Here is a 17,636-nt window from a genome sequence, read left to right on the forward strand (position 1 = left end):
ATACCTGATCCGGGAGGCCAATGCATACAGGGTTGGGTTGCTAGAGTAGGAGTATCTGCACTATGCGATAGGAAGTGGAAGGCCGTGCATGCGCAGGAAAGACAACTTATCCCAATACCCGCGTTGCAGCTTTATTTTATCATCCAGCACATGGAAGAAGCCACAACCTCTCAGCCCCAACGGGTCTTTCCACTCCAGTATCGCCCAGTCACCATCCTCAAACAAGTGCTCCACGATACAGGTCATGTCGGCAGTCGCAAATTCCTGGGCAAACATCTCCTTTATCGCTGCCTTGCCCACCACTGGCTCATTAGCCACCTGATGATTTATGGCGTCATCATGGTATAGCTCGGCCAGCGCTTCGGCATTACCTTGATTAAAAAGTGCTACCCATTGCTGTGTCAGTTCTTTTGGTCGCATATTCAGTGTAAATAAAAAAGATATGCCTGTATAGGAAAAGGGCTTCAGGTTATACCTTAGGTTTGCTGCACATATTTCATCAGCTGCTTTACCATGTTTTCTGCGGTGCTGGCATAGTCGTCCTGGTATTTTTTGAGGAGTTCCTCGCGGGTAGGTTTCTGATCTTTGGCCTGCTTTTCCCAAAGCACCGAAAGCGAGGCATATGGCGGCAGCACCATGCCCACGGCGTTGTAAAAGTTGCTGACATTGGCAATAATATGCTGTGCACCGTCCGAGTCACCCGTGATCACGATGCCACCCACCTTGCCCTCTAACCTGGATCTCTTGCCTTCTAGAATCTCGTCATGCAATTCGTCAAGGCGCTCGATCACCCGCTGAATTTCCGATGACTGGTTGTTCCACCAAATGGGCGTAGCGAAGATAATGATATCGGAACTGAGGATCTGTTTGAGAATGCCGGGCCAGTCATCACCCGTGCCCATATCGCTATAAGTGCCTGCCAGGATGTTATGCTCCACCAGTTTGATGATGATGGAGTCGATGTTCTGTTTTTTGAAATAGCCCGCCAGAAATTCGGAGAGAACCTCCGTGTTGGACAAGCCTTCTTTTTTGAGTGTACCGAGGAGTATGATTGCTTTCATAATCTATCTACTCCAATTGCTGGATTAGAGTTGGTTAGTTTCTAATCGCTATACCTGTCACTTCACCACCTCTTTCATCCATGCACTGATCGTCTCCATTGCCACCGGTGCCATCGTCTCCTCAATAGAGCCATACTCGGTATGGAGGCCGGTGACGGCAGTCTGGAAGAGGTGGTTGAGGCCCTGCAGTTCTTTTACGGTATAGCGTTTGTTGCCGCCTGTTTTCAGGGCTTTCTCGGTAGCGGCCAGGTTGGTTGCGGCAGGCACTTGCAGGTCTTTGCTGCCGTTGAGGGCGAGCACGGGCATACGCAGTTGACGTAGGGTAGGGGCCGGATCGTAGGCCAGGAAGTAGCGCATCCACGGCATGCTGAGCTGGGTCACCAATGCTTTCTCGCTTTCTGCTGTCAGTCCCAAAAGCTGCTTTACCTCTTCAGTCATGTTAATTTTTGCATCCTGCTCCAAGGTCATGATTTTCTTAGCGGCCTCGGCTATATCTGCCTCGGTAGCGGCAACCTCAAACTGGGCACGGCGCAGCTTGAGTAGTTGCTGCAAAGGTGCATCAGGTATGCCAGAGGCTTTGTAAAGGGCCTCGTTTTGCGACACCAATAGCTCGGCCCCGCGCACGCCGTTCCCAGCCATCAGCACAACGAAGGCCACCTCTTTATTAGCGGCAGCTACTTTAGAGGCTATCAGCGCACCTTCGCTCAGGCCCAGGAGTCCGATCTTTTTCGGGTTGATTTCTTTTCTGTCTTTCAGGAAGGTATAGGCTACCTGTGCGTCCAATGCAAAATCCTGTGTAGTTGCCGTGACAGCATTGCCTCCTGATTTGCCCACTCCACGGTCATCTAAGCGGAGCACGGCAAAACCCTGGCGGGTGAGGTGGTCGGCCAATACCAGAAAAGGTTTATGCCCCAGTACGCTCATGTCACGATCTTGCTGCCCGGAGCCGGTGAAAAGGATCACGGCGGGGTGCGGGCCTTTGCCCTGTGGCAGCGTCAGGGTGCCGGCAAGTGTTATACCTGCCGCTTTATTCGCCACGGTCACTTCCTGCTCCTGGTAAGGATATGGCCTCACAGGCTCCTGCGGCTTACGAACAATCTCTACAGCTCCTTTCTTGATTTGCATCGGAAAAGTCTGTCCATTCTGTTTCCAGTAACCATTTATAGTTTCCGGGCCAACCAGTTTGCCGGCGTATATTCCACCTATGGCACGAATGTTCAGGTATAGGCTGTCTTGCGATAGTTTTACCTCCTGCACCGGAATGCCTTTGGCGCCCTGTTGCGGGCTGTCCATAGTGGCAACGAGGGAGCCGTTTTCACTCATGCTGATATGTAAAACCAGCGGGAGTCTCATGCCGCTGACGCTGAGAGCTCCGTTCCAGGTGCCGGTCACTTGCTCAGGCTGGACAGGTTGTTGGGCCAGGGCTACTAAAGGAGCACTAAGAAGCAGAAGGAGGAGAAGAAGTCTGTTCATGGTGAGAATTGATTTTGAGTTAGGGTTATACCTGTTGAGTTACTTACAGCCGAAGAAGCAAGATTTATCCTAATCGTTGCTCTTTGCGGTACGCCACAAAAGAATAGGCAACCGGGATGAGCACGACGAGCGCCATAATGGCCACAAAGATGATGTGCTGCACCTCGGATAATGGAAGCACAGCCAGCAGCATGAGTAGAATGCCGCCTATGATCCAGAGAATGCCGCCGAGTCGGTGGGTTTTGCGCCATACCTGCTCGCTCTCCAGCGTCCAGGGAGTACGGATGCCGATAAAGTAATTGGGCTTGACGGCCTGAAAGTAATTACCCAACGCAATGATCAAGCCCCCAATCAGGAGGAACAGGATATTGGGCGTAAAGGCCTCCGGGTGCAGGGCATTGTAGATGATGAAGCTGGAGATCGCCGCCATGAAAAAGACCAGGATGAATCGTAGTTGGTGGTATTTACTGCCCATGTACTCCAGTTTGCGCTTCGGGTCGATGTGCGGCACCACCAGCAGGATGATATTGAGCAATGCCGTAGTGCCTATAACAATGAAAATCAGCATTGGTTTGTCGGCCCAACCGTCTGCCTCGCCTTTTAGGTTAAAATGCACCGGAACGCGCTCTGGCAGGTCGCTCCACACAAAGGCCAGGTATACCAATGGCACCAGCACAATCCCCCAGAGGATGAGTTCTTTTGTTCGATTAGTTGGTTTCATCTTAGTCAGCTCTTAAATTGATAATCCATTTCATGATGTCATCCAGCACGGTGGTGTTGAGGGAGTAAATCACAAACTGCCCCTTTTTTTCAGACGTCACCAGCTCGGCCTGGCTCAGGATGTCGAGGTGGTGCGAGATGCTAGGCTTGGTTATATGAAAAGCCTCTGCAATGTCACCGGCGGTCAGGTCCTTCTCCTTCAGCAGATGAAGAATTTCTCTGCGGGTAGGGTCGTTGAGGGCTTTGAAAACTTTGTTCACTGTTTTGTTAGGTATTTAGACAAATGTCTAAATATTATACTGAAATGCAACCAAACGGGTTAACAAATCTTTAGTTTAGGTTGATGACGGCTGTTTCACGAAATGCCTACCTTTGACCAGGGATGTGATCTAATGTGTTAACGCTCTGTATTATGCAAAAAAGTAAAGTTTATATCCATATTTATGGATAATTTTTATTATATTAGTACTCCCGAATATTATTAAAGGTACAAGCGTGTTCAGATTTCACTCACTTTCAAGTTTAGTTTTCCTCCCGGCATTATTGCTTATCTTAATAACAAGCTGCAGCCAACAGCGACAAGATGCCGTTACCTCCGAAAGCCAGGAACTGGCTTATGAGGAAAGTATAGACCAATGGCACCGGGAGCGGGAGGCTGAGCTAAAATCGGCTAACGGCTGGCTTACCCTGGCCGGGCTCTACTGGCTCGACGAAGGTGACAACACGTTTGGGAGCGGAAAAGGCAACGACCTGGAGTTTCCGTCAGGCAAAATTCCTGAAAGGGCAGGGGTTATCACACTCAGAGGAGATAAAGTAAAAGCCAAATTCGCGGCCGGAGTAGACATCCACGTTAATGGAAAACGGGTGCAGCAGGTCCTCATGTACGCGCCTGACCTGGACACCGTGCCCGAGCTTGCCCATGGTCCGCTCACCTGGTTTGTCATCAGGCGTGGCGATAAGTACGGTATACGCCTTCGCGACCTGCAAAACGATGCCCTGATCCACTTCAAAGGTATAAAACGCTACCCTGTTGACGCCAAGTGGCGAATTGAGGCGAAGTTCGAGCAGCACGCCACCCCCCGTAAAATCGCCATCACGAACATTGTCGGGCAAACGTCTATGCAGGACTCGCCGGGCACACTGGTGTTCACGCAAGACGGGAAGCAGCACCGGCTGGACGCTTTGCTGGATGGGGACCAGCTGTTCATCATCTTTGCAGACAAAACCAATGGCGTGGAAACCTACGGAGCCGGGCGCTACCTCTACACCGACAAACCCGGCCCGGATGGCATCACGGTGCTGGATTTCAATAAAGCCACCAACCCGCCCTGCGACTTCGTTTCCTACGCAACCTGTCCACTGCCCCCGCGGCAGAACTTCCTGTCCCTTAGCATTGAAGCAGGCGAGAAGTCTTACGGAGAGTATTGATCTAGACTTGTTTGATAGCTGACCAGCTTCCTTATGCTATGCGGATCAGGGGCGTGGTGTTACTGCCCGTTTGGCCCCTTCGCGTAGGGATGGCTTATGCTGCCCGTCACATCCATTAGCGGTAATTTGCCACAGTTCACTGGCGCGTATACAGTTGTAAATTACAGCAAAGTGACCGGGCGGAAATGTATAGGGAACGTTGACAACATCCGCAAAGAGTGTGACAGTCAACGCGAACCTATACCTGGATAACCGTGTAAAATAAGTTGCTGTTGTTTTGCGGAGACCAAAAAAAAGTGTTGGAACTATTCGAAACATATACCTGTTTATATATAGTTCTGGAAATATTAAAACGAGAAAAAACATATGATTACAGAGACAATGTCTAATTCAATTATCACGAGAGATCACCTGGCGAAAGCCATGACTTATACCCAATACAGAGAACTGATCGACACATTGCTGGCCAATAATAAAACCACGGGTTCTAACCACTCGGAGGCGATGGTGGAGTATACCCGCATGAATGCACAGCGTATGCGCCGCGTAGAGAAAACCACCGTGCTGGACAATGAGCTGGTAGACCTGATGCTGAGCGTGCAGAATAAAATGACCTGGGTGATTCTGACGGAAGCCTGGTGTGGCGACGCCGCCCAGAGTGTTCCTGCCCTGGTGAAGATAGCCGAAGCCTCTCCATTGATTGATGTGAAATTGCTGCTCCGTGACGAGAACCCGGCATTAATGGATGCTTACCTCACCAACGGGGGCCGTTCTATCCCTAAGCTGATCGTGCTGGACGCAGATACGCTGGAGGAAATCGGTACCTGGGGGCCACGACCGGAGCCTGCGCAGCAACTGTTCTTGGACATGAAAGCAAAGGATGTGCCTTATAAAGAGTTTGTGGAGCAACTGCACGGTTGGTACGGCAAAGACCGCAGCAAAACACTGCTACAAGAGTTCAAACAACTGATACGCAGCTGGGCCCGACTCCAAAGCCCGGAAGAACAACCGATGGAACGGTTATAAGATATATAGATAATGGAAGAGGCGACCCGAGGGTCGCCTCTTTTCGTTTATACCTGTAGTAGGCATCCAAACCAGTCGCCAGCCATCGGCAGTTCTTCGGGCTATTTTTCCACCATCACTTCTTTAGTACTGTCACGGAAACAATCTTATCGCCTACCTCCAACTGGTGCACCACGTCCATACCTTGCACCACTTTGGCGAAGATGGTATAGCGCCCGTCCAGGTGAGGGGTAGGGGAATGGGTGATAAACCACTGGTTGCTTTCGGTGTCCTTTCCGGCGGAGGCCATCCCTACATACCCTTCGCGATAGTGCAAGGGCGCAAACTCCGATCGGATAGAATAGTCGGAACTGCCCCAGCCATCGCCGCGTTTATCACCGCCTTGAGCCACAAAGTTGGGCACAACCCGGTGAAAGTACAGGCCATCGAAGAATTGCCCGCTGGTTAGTTCCACAAAGTTCGCTACCGAGCCCGGAGCATCTTCCACAAAAAGCTGTAGCGTAATGCCGCCTTTCTCTGTCTGGATGAGCACTTGCTGGTCTGGTGCGATAGACTGAACCAGTTTCCAGTCGATGGGGTGCGTAAACGGGTTTTTGGGCGCAGCGGACTGCTCCTTGCCGCTCAGGTAATCAATCGTTTTCTGGAGTTCGATGTTGGTTTCCATGTCGCGGGGCAGCACCAGTTTCTGCTGCGCCTGGGTCAGGAAGGCATAGTCCTGAAACAAGTCACGATAGTTGAGCTTGGGATCGCGGATGACGCCCGCCGCCAGTCCTACCAGAGCCACATCGCCGGAAGCTATACCTTGTTTAATGATAGCCGCAAAGTCTTGTTCCATTGCCTTCGGGAAGTCCGGCTGCTGACGCATGGAGGTTAGGGCCTCCATTCCATAGGTCGCGATAACCGGCGCAGGGGCGGCAAAAGTCTGTTCGGCTATAAATTTGTAATTGTTGTAATCGGCAGAAAGGGCTCTTAAAAGGTGGGCCTTGTCATAAGGATTTTGGTTATTCCGGTAGAGCTCCTGGTACTGCTTGCTCAGTGGGGCTTTTTGCTGACTGTTGCGCAGTATCACCCAGATCAATCCGGCTCTTACGCGTCCGTCCTCCACCTTTTCCAGGGCTTTCTGGAGGGTTGAGGTATTCACGCCACTGGGATTTGCCTGCAGAAACTCTGCGGTAGCTACAGCCGTGTTAATGTTCTTGTCCGTCAGCCCAGCCACGATCGCTTCCTGGACCTCCTCAAACTCCAACCCGGCCATCGCGCGTATGGCGCTTAGGCGCACGCGGTAGTCGGGGTCGCTCAAGGCTATACCTGAAAGCACAGGGGCTTTGTCGCGAGCCTTCACTTTGGCGAAAGCCTGTGCCACCGCCATACGCACCTCCGCCGATTCATCCGATGTGGCGGCTGTGGTCATCTGCTGCAGGTAAGGCGATAGGTCCAGTTTAGGGGTGCGGGCCAACATGTGCGCCGCCGCCAGGCGTGCCTCATAAGGGGCATTGCCAGCAGTCAGCCATTCCACTGCCTTTTCGATGCCCTGCGCATTGTATACCTGGCGCAGGCCGGCCCGGTACAGTCCCCAGGCCTGGCCCGCTAGGGCGGTCTCATGAGGCGCCTTGTAATTGGCCAGAAAAGCCACGGCAGTCGCATCGCCTATTTTCCCCAAAGCCTCCAGCAGTTCGGCCTGCACTTGGGGTTGCCGTTCCTGGTTTAGGTGCCGTATGATGGCGCTCTGTGCTTTTTTGTGCCCCGTCTGACCCAGGGCGTAAGCAACAGCCACCCGAATGCTGGTTGTTGTGTCCGAAAGCGAAGTGAGCAGCTGCGGAATGGCGAGCGTGTCCTGCACCGAAGCGAAAGCGATGGCAGCTTCCTGCCTGTACTGCGGTTTCGGATGATTCAGGAAGGGAAGCAGTTCCGCCGTTTTACGCTCGTCCTGCAAGGTATACAGTTGCTGCAGTGTGGTTTCAGCAAATTTGTTGAGCCCTTGTGGTGCGGGTTGAGGGCTCTGGTGTGGTGGCTGTTGGCAGCTGGCCAGAGCGGCTAAGGCTAACAAGCAGGTATAGCTTTTTCTCATGTATATCTATATTGAAGTTTCAATATACTAAAACCCCCGGATATGGCTCGCAGCGCAGCGTGATTTTTAAGATTCGAGCAATGCTTGCTTTCATAAGTATATATTATTTATTATATTGAATGCTTAACTAGAAAAAGTCTATGCAGGAAGTTCGCATACGCTTGTTTTCCAGATTCTATAGCGTGAGGTCGAGAGTCGAGCGTGCTTTGCTTTTACTGGCTTTGTTATCGGTCGCGCTGCACGGCTGGCTGCTCTTCCAGCTGATAGCCGTCCGGGACTTGCACTCTGCCATGACGTTCCTATACCTGTTTAGCCTGCTGCCATTCTCCCTTTTTTTGGGCTCGGTCTGGCTCGACCGCAACCCCGGATACCAGCGACACCTGACACTGCTTGCTACCGGAGTGCGCTATCGGCTGGGGTTTATGCAGCGGGAGCAGGAGTTTGACTGGGAAGAGATCGAACTGATCGAGCTGAATAATGCTGTGGTTGTGTTTGAACTGAAGAACGGGGAGCGGCACGAGGTAAAACTGGCGTCAGTGGATAAAGAAGCGATGTGGCAGAAGGTAAAGTCGAGACTGGAAGGTATAGCAGCCGACAAAGACATTGAGTATAGGTTGATTTAATAGAAATTCCATAGCCATGTATGTAAACCTCTATCCGAACCAGGCGCTTAAAAGGACTAAACGGGTACTGCTGTGGGGCGGTGCCTTTATGCTGTTAGGAGGCGTGGTCGCCTTGCTGAGCGAAATGGTATGGCAGGAGCAACCCCGCTGGGCTTGGGTCATGGCCACCTGCCTGTTAATCGCCTCTGCCGCATGGGCTATGGCTGTTGGCGCCGGAAAGCTGCACCTCAAAGACGCCTATTTCTCCATGACGCCAGAACGAATCAGCTACCGCCTGAACCTCTATAGTCCGGAGCGTGTGATCTACTGGAGCAGTATCGATAGTATACAGGCTTCCATCCACACCTTGGTTTTCGAACTCAAAGACAGCAAACAGGTAGTGATGCGCCTCGGAAATATCCAGTGTAACCAAACCGCTAACCATGTCAGTGTCAGTATACAGCTGGCCGCCGTTCAGCAGCAGGTGGAGGTGAACCAGGTTAAGCCTAAAGCGCAACAGGTGAACTGATTACACTTGGAGGCCGTTCCGTAAGAGGTGTCTCTCAGTGAATCAAACCTAGTTGATATTCACTTCCGCACCAAAACCGTGTTAAGTACAAACTTGCGTTTTCTTTGCAAATCGGTGTATGGTTAACCAGTCGTCTCGGCTATTTTACCATCACTTTAGTTGGATTCACAACAAAAAACAATTTGCACTTAATTAATTTATTTTTATATTAAACTCATTGTTATGCATGCCGTAAGGTTAGGCAACAATGCTATACCTGATTTGTATTTAAATTGGACAGCTTAAGTTCTGAGGTATGAATTTAAGTGGAGAATCATTACCGAGCTTGATATGTATATTAGTCTGTATTCGGCCAAGCAAATAAAGGAGATCAAAGAGTCAATGCTTTGGCTGGGTCTTTTTATGCTGAGCGGTGGTTTGGCGGCACTTCTTCATGACATAGCCATAAGGGATGAAACTCGCTGGTACTGGGCTGGAGCGGCATTCATAGTATTGCTCACTGGTGTGCTGCTGGTGGCTCTAGGTACTAACCGCCTTCATCTCAAAGAAGCATATTTTTCCATAACTCCGGCCAGCATCAGTTACAGGTTACACCACTTCAGTCAGCATCAGATGATCTGCTGGCGGCAAATAGCAGGTATACAGGTGTCGGAAAGGTACGTGTTATTCGACCTCCACGGTGGCAGGCAGGTGCTCCTGAGGCTCAAGGCTATCCACAGCAACAATGTCGCCAGCCAAGTGGCAGCAGGCGTACAGGTGGCGGCGCTCGAGCATCGGGTAACGCTGAACGGGGTGCGATTCAATGCCCACACTACCACCAGCGCCGGATTCTGACTTAAATGTTATAACGCAAGCCTCTTCTCATGCCGTCGGCATCTTTATTTTCACCTTTGCTTCAAACCCTAACGCCTGTCGTGGCCAGCGTCAAATCTGAAAGGCAGGCTTGTCACTTGCCCTTTTTGTGCGAACATACCGGTTGCTTTTAGGTACAGTTCTAGTATCACAACATTTGTTTTCTGAAATTTGCAGCTTGATTGATTTTATGGCTGAGCAGAAAACACGTGTGTATGGACTTCAATTTGGATTGCTGTGCTTAAGCTCCTTTCTCTTTTTTGCAAGTTTCAACATGATCATTCCGGAGCTGCCGAACTACATCACGAAGTTGGGCGGTGGCGAATACAAAGGACTCATCATTTCGCTTTTCACGCTGACTGCAGGTCTTTCGCGCCCTTTTAGCGGACAGCTGGCCGACAAAGTGGGCCGTGTGCCTGTTATGCTGGTTGGTGGGGCAGTTTGTATTTTTTGTGGATTTCTGTACCCCATCACAGGGACGGTGGCCGCTTTTCTGCTTCTGCGCCTGGTGCATGGCTTCTCCACCGGCTTTACGCCTACGGGCACTGCCGCTTATGTTGCCGATATCATCCCGATGGAGCGGCGGGGCGAGGCCACCGGACTGCTGGGACTTTCCGGAAGCTTGGGTATGGCAGCTGGCCCGGCCATGGGTGCCGCCATTGCCAATAGCTATTCGCTCGATGCCATGTTCTATGCCTCCTCAGCTGCGGCGTTCCTGTCAGTGGCAGTGGTGGCCCGTATGCACGAGACATTGGATAACCCCAACCGTTTCCGGATGGGCCTGCTGAAGATTTCGCGCAGCGAGATATTCGAGCCCCGCGTGCTGGATCCCTCCATCGTGATGCTGCTCACGGTTGTTTCCTATGGCGTTATCCTGACCATCATCCCCGATTTTAGCGAGCACTTGGGCATACAGAACAAAGGACTTTTCTTTACCAGTTTCACGCTTTCTTCGCTGGCGATCCGTTTTCTGGCTGGCCGGGCTTCCGATAAGTACGGCCGTATTCAGGTACTTAAAGTAAGCACCTTCCTGTTGGTGGTGGCAATGGGACTGATTGGCTGGTCCACCACTGCAACCGGGTTGTTGCTGGCCGCTGCGGTTTTCGGGGTGGCCGTTGGCATGAATTCTCCGACTGTTTTCGCCTGGACCATCGATCTGAGCCATCCTTCCCACCGCGGCAGGGCCATGGCTACAATGTATATAGCCCTGGAAGCAGGTATAGGCATAGGCGCCCTGGCCTCGGGCTGGCTCTATGCCAACGACACCAGTATGTTCCCGGTTGTTTTCTGGACAGGCGGAGCATGTGCGCTACTGGCGTTTTTGTACCTGATTTTCATTGTTAAAAATAAGGTATAACATTCAGGTAGGCTACTTCGGAATGGGCCCCAACAGTGGGTATTACATTGCACAGAGGTATAACAACACCAAGTCCCGAACAGGCAGGTTAAACGTTTAAACCCTTCCAACTAGGGTTTAACAACACAGTTCTCCGTCACCAGACGCGTGCGTATGCCTGTCGAACTGAAAGCGCCTCAGGCCTCGAGGAATTTTCTAAGGCATGCACCTCAAACAACTAAGGCATCGCTATAAATTCATGCTATACCTATACACGCCCTGTCAGCATACCGTATAGATTACTGTTGTATAAACCCTGGTGTGAAGCATGGCTTCAGCAGCCTGTTTTTGGCGCAAACTTCAGCCAGCACCATTTGTTCATTTAATCTTATGACAGCAATCAACCAAGCCTTTGTCGAGCATCTTACGAAAGTGCACCAGCAGTCGCGCCATGTAGTGCCTCACTCCATGAGCTGTGCTTTCCTGGACGGAGTGCTTCAGCTGCTTTTCCCCTCCCTGTCCGAACGGTCTTTCGGATCGCGCTCAGAAGTAGAGGCCTACCTGATGTTGCTACGCGCTGACCTGGAGCAAATACTTTTCAGGATAGAGGAGCGGCTGCCGGACAAGCCGAATGAGATTGCCGCTGCTTATTTCGAGGCCTTGCCACACCTGCAGCAGCAACTCAACGACGACGCCGCTGCAATTGAGGCAGGAGACCCCGCTGCTGTGAATGTGGATGAGGTTATCCGGACGTACCCTGGTTTCTTTGCCGTGGCCGTATACCGGTTGGCGCATGAGTTCTGCAGCATGGGTGTGCCTTTGCTGCCACGCGTGTTATCCGCGTATGCCCACACCAAAACAGGTATAGACATTCACCCCAAAGCCCACATCGGCGCTCGTTTCTGCATAGATCATGGTACTGGCGTTGTAATTGGCGAGACGACCTTGATTGGTGATGATGTGAAGGTATACCAGGGCGTAACTTTAGGAGCTCTAAGCGTGGAAAAGTCGATGGCCAATATCAAGCGCCATCCCACCATTGAGGACCAGGTGGTGATTTACGCCGGGGCAACCATACTGGGAGGCAACACGGTGGTCGGAAGAAACAGCATCATTGGGGGAAACGTGTGGCTGACCGAGAGCGTGCCCCCCTATGCCCGGGTGTACCACCGGCCTCAGATAAAAGTAAGTTATTACAACGACCCGGCCGAAATTCTGAATTACTCAATTTAAAGACATAGAACACAAATGAAAGCGAAAGATATTCTGGAGACGATAGGGAAAACACCCCACGTCCGCATAAACAGGCTGTTTGGAGACAAGGCTGAGGTATGGATGAAGCTGGAACGAGCCAATCCCAGTGGGAGTATAAAAGACCGCATAGCGCTGGCCATGATTGACGATGCTGAGACCAAAGGCCTATTGAAAAAGAACAGCGTGATCATAGAGCCTACCTCTGGCAACACGGGGGTCGGGTTGGCGATGGTGGCAGCTGTTAAAGGGTACCACCTGATACTGGTTATGCCCGAATCGATGTCGATAGAAAGGCGGCGGCTGATGGCGGCCTACGGGGCCAAGTTGGAGCTGACACCCCGTGAGAAAGGTATGAAGGGTGCTATTGAGCGGGCACGCGAAATGCTGGACGAACATGAAAACTCCTGGATGCCCATGCAGTTCGACAACGAGGCCAATACCCAAGTGCATATCGAAACCACAGCACAAGAGATTCTGGCTGATTTCCCGGAAGGCTTCGATTACCTGATCACCGGGGTCGGCACGGGCGGGCACATCACTGGGGTTGCGAAAGTGCTCAAACACCATTTTCCAAACCTGAAGGTATACGCTGTGGAACCGGCTGCCTCCCCCGTGCTCAGCGGCGGCCAGCCTGGGCCACACCCCATCCAAGGTATAGGGGCTGGTTTTGTGCCTGGCATTATGGACACCAGCCTGTTGGACGGTGTCGTGCCGATAGCAGCCGACGATGCCTTCGATTATGCCCGAAGGGCAGCCATGGAAGAAGGAATCTTTATCGGAGTTTCGTCGGGAGCCTCATTGGCGGCGGTGCAGAAAAAACTCGATGAGGAAATAAAAGAAGGGGCCCGGGTGCTTACCTTTTGCTACGATACCGGGGAACGCTATTTGTCGGTGGAGGGCTTATTCGTCTGATCGCAGTTTAGTCGCATGCAGCCTGCTGTCTATACCTAGTAGGCGGCAGGCTGCGTGCGTGCAGACTAGGCAGCCAGAAGCTCCTGTATGTCTTGTTGCAGAGACTCCTTTGCCTTTTGTAGCTGGCCATCGTTCATGTTTCTTTCCAGCACCTGGAATACCGACCTGAAGGCTGCCGTTATCTCTTCGTCCTGCTGAAAGTCGTTGTTGGCGGCGAAGGCATTTTTGCTCCGGATGTAATTGACCCACTCGTGCGCGTCCCGTATTCTGACAGGTACTTTATTGAGGTCATACTGGTCGAAGTATATACCTTTCCAAAAGACGGGGAGCTGGGAGGCAAAGTGAACAGCCTCGGGTACAGGTAACCTGTCGCGCATGGCATGGAGCACAGCCCTGAAAATCCGCCCTGCCTTGTTCATATCGTCGGTATCTAGTTCCGCTGCCACCTCTTGCAGCAGTACCGTTGCATTCTTGATGTTGTCTTCAAAGTTAAATGGCATAGTTCCCTCCTTCTTATGATGGTTGCATCCTATAAGGTACGTCCGAAAGCGGGGCATGGTCTAAAACCAAGGCTGGACTTGGCAGGGCATTGTGCTTATCAAACCCTGGCAACGAGCTGGCCCATAGTTTGGTATAGGCCGACTCATTGCAAAAGGAGGTTTGAGATTCTATTTATTGGTTTCTGGTGTTAGCAATTCGGTGCTCTGCCAATGCACTTTCTTTCATTGCCGTTACCATGGAGGAAGTAGTTTTCTCCAAAGCATTTTCAGGAGCGTAGGAGTTTGTGCTAACTTTCTTTTTGCCCTTTTTAGTTGATTTTAAGATGGCCTCGGCAGCCACAAGCTTCGTTTGCAATTCGCAGGCTACTGGTCTTGCCGGTATACAGTAACGCTGCATTCTGAAATCAGTCATTTCGTACCTGAGTTTTCCATCTTCCAGCTCAAGGGTCAGGGTATACCCAAGGCGTTGCTTTTCGGTCGTAGTGCCATCATCTACAATGATATCGGTAAAGGCTTTGCCACTCAGTCTGCCTGTATCATCCGTTACAAGCTGCATGGCATTTTCCCCAGCGCCATAGGTATTGTAAAAAGCCTTCATGCGCAGGTATAGTTCTGCTTGCGACACACCTTTGGCGTCGATCAGGCCGGTATAAATAATGTGTCCGGACTTCTTATCAATCGGGGTCGAATTTTGAGCAAAAGAAGAGAAAGAAACCAGGAAAATCAAAAAGGGTAGAAAGTGTTTCATAGGGCTTTATAGCTATATGGTTATAAAACACTTTACGAATATTTAATAATTAAAAAGTGGATATAAAGTATGCAATTTGTGGTTTTATGAACAAATTGTGTAAAAAACCCTTGGTTTTTGATTTTATACGCTTTGATTTTAAGGTAGTTAGGAAGAATTGTCTTGAGACTGCTTTGAGTGATTAAGTGTTGTGGGTTTTAGTTAGGTGTTTCTCCCGGCGTTATACTGTGCCAGCCTGATCTCCATGTCCTGGCAGCTGCCCACATAGTAGTGGTCGGTTTTCTTAGAGTAAAGTATATAGGTATAGTAGGCCATCAAACAAAAAAGGCAACCCGTATAGGTTGCCTTTGTGGAGAATATCGGAGTCGAACCGATGACCTTCCCGAAAGCCTTCGGGACGCTCTAGCCAGCTGAGCTGATCAGATACTCGATATACCTGCGGCTTTTTTTTCTTTTAATTTCTGTTTCCCTTGCTCTCGCCAACTGGCTTGTTGGGTAAGTTTCACTATACCTTAATACCCATGGAGCCCCTGCTTTGGTGGATGTGTTTCTGCCTGCGTTGTGCTGTGCCAGCCTGATCTCCATGTCCTGGCAGCTGCCCACATAGTAGCGGTCGGTTTTCTCAGAGTAAAGTATATAGGTATAGCAGGCCATCAAACAAAAAAGGCAACCCGTATAGGTTGCCTTTGTGGAGAATATCGGAGTCGAACCGATGACCTCTTGCATGCCATGCAGGAAAAGTACCTTTTCTGCTACTTTCATCTAATTTCATTCTGTTACAAAACCCTTAAGTGGAACGCTTAAGAGCCTATATCTGTTTCTTCTAATATCATCTGTTTTCATTTATTTTCTAACTCTGTGTGCAAATTGTGTGTGCAAATTTTACTGAAAGCTTATGTTTGATTACTCAGATAACGGAATCACAGTATCCGCAATGTTGGATACCAGGAGAGCTAACAAATTAGGGTTATTTCCTGCCAAAATACGTGTCACTTACCAACGGCAACGCCAATATTATTCAACAGGAAAGTGCTTGGCTGAAGATGACTGGGAAAAGTTGCTTAACAGTAGAAGCAGGGAGCTGAACGAGATAAGAAGCTCTATACAGGTTACAGCTGAAAAGGTACGAGACGCTATTAAGGAGCTTATTAAAAGTGATACGTTTTCATTTGAAGCATTGAATAAGCGACTGGGAAATGCAACGGGGGATACGCTGAATACAGCTTTTACAGCTAAAATTGAAAGCCTGAGAGCACAAGGCAAAGTAAGTACTGCAGACTGGTATAAGTATACGCTCCGTAGTATTAAGCTATTTGCTGGTAAGCAAGTTAAATACTCGCAGGTTACTATTGATTGGCTCCAGCGGTATGAAAAGAGTTTACTTAAAGAAAACAAGAGCTACACTACTATATCAATGTACATGCGTGCTCTGCAAGTAATCATAAATGAAGCAAAGTCTGCAGGTGTAATCAAACCCTCCCAGCATCCGTTTGGTAAGGGAAAGTATGAAATACCACAACACGAGGGGCGAAATATTGCCTTGACTATTGGAGAGATTGCTAAAATAGTGGACTACCAGTGTAAGACGGAAACAGAAGAAAGGTGCCGTGATTTGTGGTTTTTCTCTTACCTCTGCAACGGTGCCAACATTACAGATATATGTAAGCTCAAATTTTCAAACATCGACAATGGGGAGATTTCCTTTTACAGACAGAAGACAATAGCCAAAGCAAAGAAGAAAAAACAAATACATGCTGTAATCACACCCGAGATGCAGGCTATAATTGAGAAGTGGGGAAACAGCAACTCTGAGCCTAATAACTATATTTTCTCTTTTCTACTTGGTGATGAAACTCCTGAAGATGAAAGGCGCATCATAAAAAACATAACGAGCCTGATGAATAAGAAGATGAAAGACATTGGTAAGGAGTTAGGGATAGGTAGTATTAGCACTTACACAGCTCGGCACAGTTATGCTACCGTACTAAAGCGCTCGGGTGCCAATATGGCCTATATTTCTGAAACACTGGGGCATAGTGACTTGAAAACCACTGAAAACTATATGGCAAGGTTCGAGAAAGAAGAACGTTTGAAGAATGCTGCACTACTGACAAATTTCAAAAAAGCATCTTGATATGGCAGCCTCCATTACTTACAGGAATTACAATGTATTTATTCAGGAGTATGAAGAAGCTTTAATAGAGATAAGCAGTCAATTGAATGGCTTCGTAAGTGATTCCCGTAAAATTTATGCTTATCGTTCGAACAGCTATGAAAGGTTCTTGGAAGAATTTGAGGAGGTAATCATTAATAATTTGGAGCATGGTGCCTCAATTAAGTCATATATGGCTAAAGTGTACTATGAGGGTGTATGCCGTCTTTTGTTGCGATTTCAAATGCTGGAGGCAAGAATGCTGGCATCACTTAATGAAGATTGGGATAAGGCCCTTAAGAATGAAACATTTATTGTCATTCGAACCGCTTATATTGATAACCTATCTTTCTTAGCAGGTCACATCTTTTCTTTGAATCAAAAGCACGCTATAGCCCCTCTCAAATTATTTACCCAAGTAGAACTCAAAGATTTTAACATTTCGGGTGAGTATATAGGTGGGAATGTTGACAAGGTACCGCCTAAAGCGAAGCCAACCGTAAATCTGACCCTTAAAGATATATGGCGTCCTAACAGCTCGGGGAATAAGGATGAATATGATGCTCTGATTGAATATTTGAAGGAAGAAAACTTAGATATTGAGGGGCCATTCATCACTGAGCAAAGGGGCCAACTGCATTGGAATAAAAACCCTCAAAAAGGATGGATACAATACATTGCAGCTCTTGTTCATATTTGTATCAAGAAGAAGTGGATACTTGACCAATACTCAGCTCCGCAGTTAGCAAGCATACTAAGCAACACCTTTAATGTAAGATTCAACCATAAGCCGCTTCAGCAAGTCGCGGCTTCACCTACTGAAGCAAAATATCTAAAACCATTTAAGGATTTACCTGCTAATCTCTAATCTACCTGAATTACCTATTGTTACTGATGGGTATTTCAGGTAGGAAAAGCGCAAAAAAATGCTATATTATTGTAGGCAGAAACCAAAACTAATTCTGCCATGTACAC

At 49.4% G+C, this 17,636-nt stretch carries 20 protein-coding genes and 1 tRNA gene; 10 read left to right on the plus strand and 11 right to left on the minus strand.

What is annotated here, in order from left to right; genetic code table 11:
* Nucleotides 1–60: 60 nt before the first annotated feature.
* The 5 genes from H9Q13_RS06065 to H9Q13_RS06085 all read right to left on the minus strand — a co-directional run bounded on the left by H9Q13_RS06065 (nucleotide 61) and on the right by H9Q13_RS06085 (nucleotide 3,514).
* Nucleotides 61–420: a nuclear transport factor 2 family protein gene (locus tag H9Q13_RS06065; protein ID WP_191182885.1), complete on the minus strand. Its 360-nt coding sequence runs from the start codon at nucleotides 418–420 to the stop codon at nucleotides 61–63.
* Between the two features lie 56 nt (nucleotides 421–476).
* A complete protein-coding gene (locus H9Q13_RS06070) occupies nucleotides 477–1,061 on the minus strand; it encodes a flavodoxin family protein (RefSeq protein ID WP_191182886.1) in 585 nt (194 codons plus the stop codon).
* 57 nt (nucleotides 1,062–1,118) lie between these two features.
* Nucleotides 1,119–2,534, minus strand: a complete 1,416-nt coding sequence (locus H9Q13_RS06075) for an alpha/beta hydrolase family protein (RefSeq protein WP_191182887.1) — start codon at nucleotides 2,532–2,534, stop codon at nucleotides 1,119–1,121.
* A 64-nt stretch (nucleotides 2,535–2,598) separates the two neighbouring features.
* Entirely contained in the window at nucleotides 2,599–3,255 is a 657-nt protein-coding gene (locus H9Q13_RS06080; protein ID WP_191182888.1) for an SdpI family protein, read from the minus strand.
* Nucleotide 3,256: 1 nt separating this feature from the next.
* Nucleotides 3,257–3,514, minus strand: coding sequence for an autorepressor SdpR family transcription factor (locus H9Q13_RS06085; protein ID WP_191182889.1), 258 nt, complete (start codon nucleotides 3,512–3,514; stop codon nucleotides 3,257–3,259).
* A gap of 283 nt (nucleotides 3,515–3,797) precedes the next feature.
* Between H9Q13_RS06085 and H9Q13_RS06090 the strand changes: the two genes are divergently transcribed.
* Both H9Q13_RS06090 and H9Q13_RS06095 read left to right on the plus strand, forming a co-directional pair.
* Entirely contained in the window at nucleotides 3,798–4,682 is an 885-nt protein-coding gene (locus tag H9Q13_RS06090; protein ID WP_224744111.1) for a DUF1684 domain-containing protein, read from the plus strand.
* A gap of 366 nt (nucleotides 4,683–5,048) precedes the next feature.
* Complete coding sequence (locus H9Q13_RS06095; RefSeq protein ID WP_317173875.1) at nucleotides 5,049–5,708, plus strand: thioredoxin family protein; 660 nt, start codon at nucleotides 5,049–5,051, stop codon at nucleotides 5,706–5,708.
* A gap of 115 nt (nucleotides 5,709–5,823) precedes the next feature.
* On the opposite strand, the gene H9Q13_RS06100 is transcribed toward H9Q13_RS06095, so the two are convergent.
* Nucleotides 5,824–7,776 (minus strand): peptidylprolyl isomerase, encoded by a 1,953-nt coding sequence (locus tag H9Q13_RS06100; RefSeq protein WP_191182891.1) that lies wholly within the window; start codon nucleotides 7,774–7,776, stop codon nucleotides 5,824–5,826.
* A 140-nt stretch (nucleotides 7,777–7,916) separates the two neighbouring features.
* Here H9Q13_RS06100 and H9Q13_RS06105 point away from each other — a divergent pair, with 140 nt between their 5' ends.
* From H9Q13_RS06105 to cysK, 6 genes are all read left to right on the plus strand, one after another.
* Nucleotides 7,917–8,399: a hypothetical protein gene (locus H9Q13_RS06105; protein ID WP_191182892.1), complete on the plus strand. Its 483-nt coding sequence runs from the start codon at nucleotides 7,917–7,919 to the stop codon at nucleotides 8,397–8,399.
* Between the two features lie 16 nt (nucleotides 8,400–8,415).
* Nucleotides 8,416–8,907 (plus strand): hypothetical protein, encoded by a 492-nt coding sequence (locus tag H9Q13_RS06110; protein WP_191182893.1) that lies wholly within the window; start codon nucleotides 8,416–8,418, stop codon nucleotides 8,905–8,907.
* Between the two features lie 330 nt (nucleotides 8,908–9,237).
* Nucleotides 9,238–9,741: a hypothetical protein gene (locus H9Q13_RS06115; protein ID WP_191182894.1), complete on the plus strand. Its 504-nt coding sequence runs from the start codon at nucleotides 9,238–9,240 to the stop codon at nucleotides 9,739–9,741.
* Nucleotides 9,742–9,949: 208 nt separating this feature from the next.
* Nucleotides 9,950–11,116, plus strand: coding sequence for an MFS transporter (locus H9Q13_RS06120; RefSeq protein WP_191182895.1), 1,167 nt, complete (start codon nucleotides 9,950–9,952; stop codon nucleotides 11,114–11,116).
* A 369-nt stretch (nucleotides 11,117–11,485) separates the two neighbouring features.
* Complete coding sequence (locus H9Q13_RS06125) at nucleotides 11,486–12,328, plus strand: serine O-acetyltransferase (protein WP_191182896.1); 843 nt, start codon at nucleotides 11,486–11,488, stop codon at nucleotides 12,326–12,328.
* 15 nt (nucleotides 12,329–12,343) lie between these two features.
* A complete protein-coding gene (cysK, locus tag H9Q13_RS06130; RefSeq protein WP_191182897.1) occupies nucleotides 12,344–13,261 on the plus strand; it encodes a cysteine synthase A in 918 nt (305 codons plus the stop codon).
* A 65-nt stretch (nucleotides 13,262–13,326) separates the two neighbouring features.
* Here cysK and H9Q13_RS06135 read toward each other — a convergent pair whose 3' ends face one another.
* From H9Q13_RS06135 to H9Q13_RS06155, 5 genes are all read right to left on the minus strand, one after another.
* Nucleotides 13,327–13,761 carry a DUF2267 domain-containing protein gene (locus tag H9Q13_RS06135; RefSeq protein ID WP_191182898.1) on the minus strand — a complete coding sequence of 145 codons (435 nt, stop codon included), beginning with the start codon at nucleotides 13,759–13,761 and terminating at the stop codon, nucleotides 13,327–13,329.
* A 172-nt stretch (nucleotides 13,762–13,933) separates the two neighbouring features.
* A complete protein-coding gene (locus tag H9Q13_RS06140; RefSeq protein WP_191182899.1) occupies nucleotides 13,934–14,509 on the minus strand; it encodes a DUF4468 domain-containing protein in 576 nt (191 codons plus the stop codon).
* 201 nt (nucleotides 14,510–14,710) lie between these two features.
* On the minus strand, nucleotides 14,711–14,824 hold the full coding sequence (locus tag H9Q13_RS06145) for a GIY-YIG nuclease family protein (protein ID WP_191182900.1): 114 nt from the start codon (nucleotides 14,822–14,824) through the stop codon (nucleotides 14,711–14,713).
* 35 nt (nucleotides 14,825–14,859) lie between these two features.
* Nucleotides 14,860–14,926: transfer RNA gene (locus H9Q13_RS06150), tRNA-Pro, on the minus strand.
* Nucleotides 14,912–15,271, minus strand: coding sequence for a GIY-YIG nuclease family protein (locus H9Q13_RS06155; RefSeq protein WP_224744112.1), 360 nt, complete (start codon nucleotides 15,269–15,271; stop codon nucleotides 14,912–14,914). The genes H9Q13_RS06150 and H9Q13_RS06155 overlap by 15 nt, the downstream gene beginning before the upstream one ends.
* A 133-nt stretch (nucleotides 15,272–15,404) precedes the next feature.
* Here H9Q13_RS06155 and H9Q13_RS06160 point away from each other — a divergent pair, with 133 nt between their 5' ends.
* Nucleotides 15,405–16,643, plus strand: a complete 1,239-nt coding sequence (locus H9Q13_RS06160) for a site-specific integrase (RefSeq protein ID WP_191182901.1) — start codon at nucleotides 15,405–15,407, stop codon at nucleotides 16,641–16,643.
* Between the two features lies 1 nt (nucleotide 16,644).
* Nucleotides 16,645–17,529: a hypothetical protein gene (locus H9Q13_RS06165; protein ID WP_191182902.1), complete on the plus strand. Its 885-nt coding sequence runs from the start codon at nucleotides 16,645–16,647 to the stop codon at nucleotides 17,527–17,529.
* Nucleotides 17,530–17,636 lie beyond the last annotated feature (107 nt).

The sequence above is a fragment of the Pontibacter aquaedesilientis genome (assembly GCF_014773225.1).
Classification (GTDB): Bacteria; Bacteroidota; Bacteroidia; order Cytophagales; family Hymenobacteraceae; genus Pontibacter; species Pontibacter aquaedesilientis.